This is a genomic window from Streptomyces sp. NPDC059224, assembly GCF_042754285.1.
Taxonomy (GTDB): Bacteria; Actinomycetota; Actinomycetes; order Streptomycetales; family Streptomycetaceae; genus Streptomyces.
This window is the reverse complement of the sequence record NZ_JBHZAN010000012.1, coordinates 224,846-230,845: the sequence shown is the minus strand read 5'-3', so window position 1 is coordinate 230,845 and position 6,000 is coordinate 224,846. Positions and strand designations below refer to the sequence as shown.

At 68.8% G+C, this 6,000-nt stretch carries 7 protein-coding genes; 2 read left to right on the top strand and 5 right to left on the bottom strand.

What is annotated here, in order from left to right; genetic code table 11:
• Positions 1-130: 130 nt before the first annotated feature.
• The gene (locus tag ACFXI4_RS15510) at positions 131-808 is read right to left on the bottom strand and encodes a hypothetical protein (protein WP_384990704.1); all 678 of its coding nucleotides are present in this window, start codon (positions 806-808) and stop codon (positions 131-133) included.
• Between the two features lie 80 nt (positions 809-888).
• Between ACFXI4_RS15510 and ACFXI4_RS15505 the strand changes: the two genes are divergently transcribed.
• Entirely contained in the window at positions 889-1,233 is a 345-nt protein-coding gene (locus ACFXI4_RS15505) for a hypothetical protein (RefSeq protein WP_384990702.1), read from the top strand.
• 7 nt (positions 1,234-1,240) lie between these two features.
• On the opposite strand, the gene ACFXI4_RS15500 is transcribed toward ACFXI4_RS15505, so the two are convergent.
• The 3 genes from ACFXI4_RS15500 to ACFXI4_RS15490 all read right to left on the bottom strand — a co-directional run bounded on the left by ACFXI4_RS15500 (position 1,241) and on the right by ACFXI4_RS15490 (position 3,054).
• Positions 1,241-1,417, bottom strand: a complete 177-nt coding sequence (locus ACFXI4_RS15500; protein WP_384990699.1) for a hypothetical protein — start codon at positions 1,415-1,417, stop codon at positions 1,241-1,243.
• Positions 1,418-1,957: 540 nt separating this feature from the next.
• On the bottom strand, positions 1,958-2,182 hold the full coding sequence (locus ACFXI4_RS15495; RefSeq protein WP_384990697.1) for a DUF397 domain-containing protein: 225 nt from the start codon (positions 2,180-2,182) through the stop codon (positions 1,958-1,960).
• Positions 2,179-3,054 carry a helix-turn-helix domain-containing protein gene (locus tag ACFXI4_RS15490; protein ID WP_384990695.1) on the bottom strand — a complete coding sequence of 292 codons (876 nt, stop codon included), beginning with the start codon at positions 3,052-3,054 and terminating at the stop codon, positions 2,179-2,181. The genes ACFXI4_RS15495 and ACFXI4_RS15490 overlap by 4 nt, the downstream gene beginning before the upstream one ends.
• Positions 3,055-3,343: 289 nt before the next feature.
• Here ACFXI4_RS15490 and ACFXI4_RS15485 point away from each other — a divergent pair, with 289 nt between their 5' ends.
• Positions 3,344-4,186: an FkbM family methyltransferase gene (locus ACFXI4_RS15485; RefSeq protein WP_384990692.1), complete on the top strand. Its 843-nt coding sequence runs from the start codon at positions 3,344-3,346 to the stop codon at positions 4,184-4,186.
• Positions 4,187-4,666: 480 nt separating this feature from the next.
• Here ACFXI4_RS15485 and tuf read toward each other — a convergent pair whose 3' ends face one another.
• Positions 4,667-5,860, bottom strand: coding sequence for an elongation factor Tu (tuf, locus tag ACFXI4_RS15480; RefSeq protein ID WP_351693772.1), 1,194 nt, complete (start codon positions 5,858-5,860; stop codon positions 4,667-4,669).
• Positions 5,861-6,000: the final 140 nt, after the last annotated feature.

Here is a 6,000-nt window from a genome sequence, read left to right as displayed (position 1 = left end):
ACGCTGCGGATCCCCGGGCGTCGGGTCCCGGTCGAGGTCGAGTGGATGCCAGTCCGCCGGCCGATACCCCGCCATGTCCCCGCAACCCCCGTCGCGTAAGCACCGTCAACACGCCTGTGCACAAGCGAACTTACAAGGAACGGCCGTTCGAGGTGAAGCCCCGGTCCGCGAAGCGGAACGTCGACGTGATCGCGTCGAAGATGTCGAAGAAGGAGTCGGCCAGGTCCAGGACCTGGCTGCTGCCGGCGACCAGCGCCACCTTGCCCTCCTGCCCGGGGACCGGGATGAACGTCTGCATCAGGACCGCGCGGATCGTGCGCCCCAGGCTGTCCTCGGGGATCTGGATGTCCTCGATGCCGTAGGTGCGCGCGGCGGGGCCCACGCCGGGGATGTCGACGGTGGTCACCTTGCGCCAGGAGTCGCCCTCCCGGTGCGCCTCCTTCGGCGCGAGCTGGGCGGCGATGGCGGCCGGGTCGTTGGAGAGCGGCGCGCCCTCGCGGGTGCGGCCGCCGACCAGCGACACCGTGACCGAGCCCGTGACCGGCGTGTCCCCGCCGAAGCTCTCCGCCATGCAACCGCAGTACAGCGCGCCCGACTTCCAGGCGTCGGCAGCGGACTTGCGCAGGAAGGTGACGTAGGTGTCCCGGTACGGGGCCAGCTCCGGATGCTGGGCCACGCGCTCGTCCACCATCCGCCGGATCGAGTCGTCCCGCGACTCCGGCCGCACGTCGAACTCCCACCACGACTCGGGCACCTTGATCCGGAAACCGCCGCGCTCGACGGTGAGCGTCTCTATGTAGCGGGCCATGGTGTACGTCGTCCCCGTTCCGGTGATCTGATATACGGTGCGGCCCAGACTACGAGATGCGCGAACGGGGGGACGGTCACGTGGGCAAAGGCAAGAGCGACCTCGCGATACCGCTGAGCGAGCTGGAGGACTACGGCCGCCAGCTGCGCTCCATCAAGGAACGTCTCAACCACACCAAGAAGATGTTCGAGTCCTACCGGGACGACATCGGCAGCGGTACGGTCTACGACGCCCTCGACGACTTCGAGTCCAACTGGCACGACGGCCGCGAGGACATCAGCAAGCAGATCGACTCGCTCGCCGACATGTCCGACACCGTGGTCCGCGAGTTCAAGAAGCTGGACGACGACCTCGCGAAGAAGGCGAAGGACGCGGTACGGCCGGAGGAACGGCAGCAGGGTGGCGGCGGCCCGAAGGCGGAGTAGCGGCCGCTCAGGCCTCGTGCGTGAAGCGGGCGGGGTGGCCGAGCGGGATGCGGTCGAGTGCGGGGGCGACCGCGGGCCAGGACGTGACGACGGGGCGGCAGCCCGTCGACCGGTCGCTGCCTTCACCGACCAGCCAGTGCCCCGCCTCGCGTACGAAGGTGATCTCTCCGGCGCCCAGTGCCATCGCGCCTCCCGCACAGGCCACGTGCTCGCTCCGGCGCGGAGCCAGCCGTAGCCCGCCGTCGAGGCCGACGGCGTAGGTGAACGGCTCGGCCGGCTCCGTCGGCGGCCGCCGTCCGGCCCACGAGTCGACATCGGCGGCAAACGTGATGCGGGTCCCGGTGCCGGTGGACCCCGGTGCCGCGACGGCCGGTTCGGCGGGGCCGACATGGCGGTAGCTCCGCTCCGATGGACTCGTGAGCGACTCCTCCAGCCCCTCGTCGTACGAGCGGTGGCCGGCCTTGACGCGGCGGACCAGAGGACGAGATCCGGCGGAGACAGCTCGTAGTCCCGGAAGCAGCCCGTCTCGTCGGCGGCCGCCCTCGCCTCGTCCTCGTCGAGGGCGCAGAGCGCGCAGACGGCGGCGAGGAGACGGTCCACCGCTGCCGTCTCTCCGCCAGGAACGCACCGGCCGACACGTCCGCGAGCGACCAGGCGCCGGTGGCAGTCGCGGCGCCGGCGGCCACCACTCCCCCGAACGGCGCCAGGAGTTCGCGGACGTACCTCACTCGCCGCCGGCCACGGCCGCGCAGCAGAGGAACGCGGTCCAGGCGGCGGACGGGAAGGCGAGGCGGGGGCCGCGGGCAGGGGGGTTCTTGGAGTCGCGGATGTGGATGGTGTCGGGGGTGGTGGCGACCTCGACGCAGGAGTCGCCCTCACTGCCGCTGCTGTAGCTGCTCTTGAACCACGTCAGACCGGAGGCGTCCTCGGCCGTGGTCGTGCGGATCATGTCTCCCCCAGCAGTTGTTCGATGAAGGCCGTCGACTCACGCGGCGTGAGCGCCTGCGCCCGGATGATGCCATACCGCAGTTCAAGGATACGGAGCTGCTTCGGATCGGACACCGGTCGGCCGCCCGACACCGCAGGCGAGCGCCCTACCGCCGAACCGTCCTCGGACTTCAGCACCTCGATCCCGCCGTCGACCCCCGCGTGCTCCTCGCGGTCCATCGGCATGACCTGGAGCTCGACGTTCCGCAGCCGGGCCGCCTCCAGCAGGTGTTCCAGCTGCTGACGGAGCACCGCCCGTCCGCCGAGCGGCCGCCGCAGCGTCCATTCCTCCAGAACGAAGCTGAGTTCGGGCGCCGGGTCCCGCTCGAAGACGGCCTTGCGGGCCACCCGCGCGGCGATGAACCGCTCCACCTCGTCCCCGCTGTACGCCGGGCGACGCATCAGAAGCAGCCCGCGCGCGTATTCGGGCGTCTGCAACAACCCGTGAATGTGGAGCGGATCGTAGAGCTGCAACTCGACCGCCTTCGCCTCCAACTGCGCCAGGTCACGTACCTTCTTGGGATACCGGACCCGCCGCACGTCCTCCTTCATCGCCGAAAGCAGCCCGCCCGCGTCCAACACCTCGTCGGCCCTGTCCAGATACTCCGGCCGGGGAATCCGTTTTCCGCCCTCGATCTTGTAGACCATGTCCTCCCCGTAGCCGACCGCCTCCCCGAACTCCGCGGCCCGCATCTCCACCGCCTCCCGCCGGAGCTTCAGCTGGCGCCCGACCGTGGCGATCACCGCGACGCCCCACTCGTCGTCGGGATCCACCTCCCAACCCGGCTCGTCCGCCTCGCTCCTGAGCCGTTCCGCCACGCCGTCCACACTCATCCCACGCTCCTCCGCCGAACGACCGTGCCACGACGACGCGCCGCCTCCACGGTGCGTGACGACGCCGTCACTCCGCACCGTAAGGGCTCACGGACATGCCGAGTGACGTGAACCGGGAAATCTCCACCCGGCCCGAAGGCCGATCCACTTCAGGAAAAGGAAAGGTGAATTCCACGTTATTCGAAGCGGTTGCCGCGCTGAATAACGGCTCGCACCTGCCTGCGAGCGGTCCTTACGGAATATTTCCGCACCCTGTGACAATCTCTGGCCTTGGCTTTACCATCGCCCAATGCGTATTCCCGAGGTCGAAGCAGCCAATGCCCGCATGCTGGCCCACGCACCATCGGTCCGGCCCGTTTCCACCGGCGACATCATCCGCGTGCACCGCAAGAAGTTCCCGTACCGCGGCTACGTCGAGATCGATTCGCCGTACTGTCCGCCGTTCGTGATGTTCTGCGTGAACGACGATGCGGTGGCCATGGACACCCTGTGGAACGGGACGTTCGGTTACGAGCCCGGCACCCTCGCCACCTGGGCCCGGCTGGCGGCGCGGAGCACGACGATCGCGGACGTCGGCGCCCATGTCGGTTACTTCTCGATGATCGCGGCCCATGCGAGCCCGAAGGCGAAGGTGCACTCGTTCGAGCCGGTCGACCAGATCCACTCCCGGCTGTCCGTGAACGTCCGCTCCAACGGCGTCCCGAACGTCAAGCTCTACCAGGCCGGTGTCTCCAGCGAGCCCGGCTGGGCCGACATCAGTGTCCGGTTCTCCGGGAACCTGCTGTCCACCGGTTCGACCCTGGAGGGCGCCGCTCCCGATGCCCAGCTCAAGCGCATCCGGCTGGTCACGCTCGACGAGGTGTTCGCCGACACCAAGCTGGACCTCGTCAAGATCGACGTGGAGGGCCACGAGATGTCGGTGCTGCACGGGGCCCGTCAGGTGCTCAAGCGCGACCGGCCGACCCTGGTCCTGGAGGCCCTGGTCGACGCCTCCCTCGACGAGCTGTTCGCCGAGTTCGCACCGCTCGGCTACGACGCCCACTGGATCACCGAGGCCGACGGCACGCTGGTGCACTGGCGCGAGCCCCGGCCCGCCCACACCCGGAACCTGCTCTTCGCACCGCGGGACTGAGAAACCTCACAGCCGCCGGCTCTCCGGTCGGCCCGGCAGATCACGCTCAGCCCGCCCGTGTCGATCAGCAGCCGCTGCACCACCACCGTGGGGTCCACCGCCCAGAACTCCAGGCGATACCGCCCGGCCCACCGTGCGCGGGATACCGTCCGATCGGCCCCGGCCCGCGGACAGGGGAGCTGTGAGTCGCATGGGGCGCATGGGGCCCGAGCGCCCCGTCGCGGGGACGGATACGCCCGCACCGTGGCCCCACCCGCCGACAGCGGGGTCACTCCGTACTCCAGCCGTGGCCACGCCTTCCCCAGCCGCCCGTCACCGGCCACGCCGGCACCCCCGCGCCGTTCCGGCCGACGCCGTGGGGCAGCGGCACCGGCTCCCCCGGCCCGCTCGCGGCGGAACGCCAACGGCGAAGGGGCCCGTACGACCGAAGTCGTACGAGCCCCTTCAGATACCTGCCTGGTCAGCCCTTGCGGGCCGAGATCACTTGTTGATCTTGGTGACCTGGCCGGCGCCCACCGTGCGACCACCCTCACGGATGGCGAACTTCAGGCCCTCCTCCATGGCGATGGGCTGGATCAGCTCCACCTTCATGTCGGTGTTGTCGCCCGGCATGACCATCTCGGTGCCCTCGGGGAGGGTCACGACGCCGGTCACGTCCGTGGTACGGAAGTAGAACTGCGGGCGGTAGTTGTTGAAGAACGGCGTGTGACGGCCACCCTCGTCCTTGGACAGGATGTACGCGGTCGCCTCGAACTCGGTGTGCGGCGTGACCGAACCCGGCTTGATGATGACCTGGCCGCGCTCGACGTCCTCGCGCTTGATGCCACGGAGGAGCAGACCGACGTTCTCACCGGCCTGGCCCTCGTCGAGCAGCTTGCGGAACATCTCGATGCCGGTGACCGTGGTGGTGGTCTTCTCGGTCTTGATGCCGATGATGTCGACGGTCTCGTTGACCTTGAGGACACCACGCTCGATACGACCGGTGACGACGGTGCCACGACCGGTGATCGTGAAGACGTCCTCGATCGGCATCAGGAACGGCTTGTCGACGTCACGCTCGGGCTCCGGGATGGACTCGTCGACGGCCTTCATCAGGTCGAGGACGGACTGGGTCCACTCGGCGTCGCCCTCGAGGGCCTTGAGCGCGGAGACCTTGACGACCGGCAGGTCGTCGCCCGGGAACTCGTACTCGGAGAGGAGCTCACGGACCTCGAGCTCGACGAGCTCCAGGATCTCCTCGTCGTCCACCATGTCGGCCTTGTTCAGGGCGACGACGATGTACGGCACGCCGACCTGGCGGGCCAGGAGCACGTGCTCCTTGGTCTGCGGCATCGGACCGTCGGTGGCGGCGACGACGAGGATCGCGCCGTCCATCTGCGCGGCACCGGTGATCATGTTCTTGATGTAGTCCGCGTGACCCGGGCAGTCGACGTGGGCGTAGTGACGGGTCTCCGTCTGGTACTCGACGTGCGCGATGGAGATGGTGATACCGCGCTGACGCTCCTCGGGCGCCTTGTCGATGTTGTCGAACGCGGTGGCCTCGTTCAGGTCCGGGTACGCGTCGTGCAGCACCTTGGTAATGGCGGCCGTGAGGGTCGTCTTACCGTGGTCGATGTGACCGATGGTGCCGATGTTGACGTGCGGCTTAGTCCGCTCGAACTTCGCCTTCGCCACTGGGGTCCTCCTGGGAGTGGTTCTGTACGCCTTGATTCGATCGGCGCCAGGTGATCTTTGCTGTTGGTTCCCGGGCCCCGGGCCATTCCGCCACGAATGCGGAGGAACGGCCCGTGAGGCTCCGGGGTCAAGCCTAAAGC

Coding starts and splice junctions, on each gene's coding strand:
- ACFXI4_RS15490 (WP_384990695.1), bottom strand. CDS start 3,054: ATGAGTGTGGACGGCGTGGCGGAACGGCTCAGGAGCGAGGCGGACGAG.
- ACFXI4_RS15500 (WP_384990699.1), bottom strand. CDS start 1,417: ATGGCACTGGGCGCCGGAGAGATCACCTTCGTACGCGAGGCGGGGCAC.
- ACFXI4_RS15495 (WP_384990697.1), bottom strand. CDS start 2,182: ATGATCCGCACGACCACGGCCGAGGACGCCTCCGGTCTGACGTGGTTC.
- ACFXI4_RS15485 (WP_384990692.1), top strand. CDS start 3,344: ATGCGTATTCCCGAGGTCGAAGCAGCCAATGCCCGCATGCTGGCCCAC.
- ACFXI4_RS15510 (WP_384990704.1), bottom strand. CDS start 808: ATGGCCCGCTACATAGAGACGCTCACCGTCGAGCGCGGCGGTTTCCGG.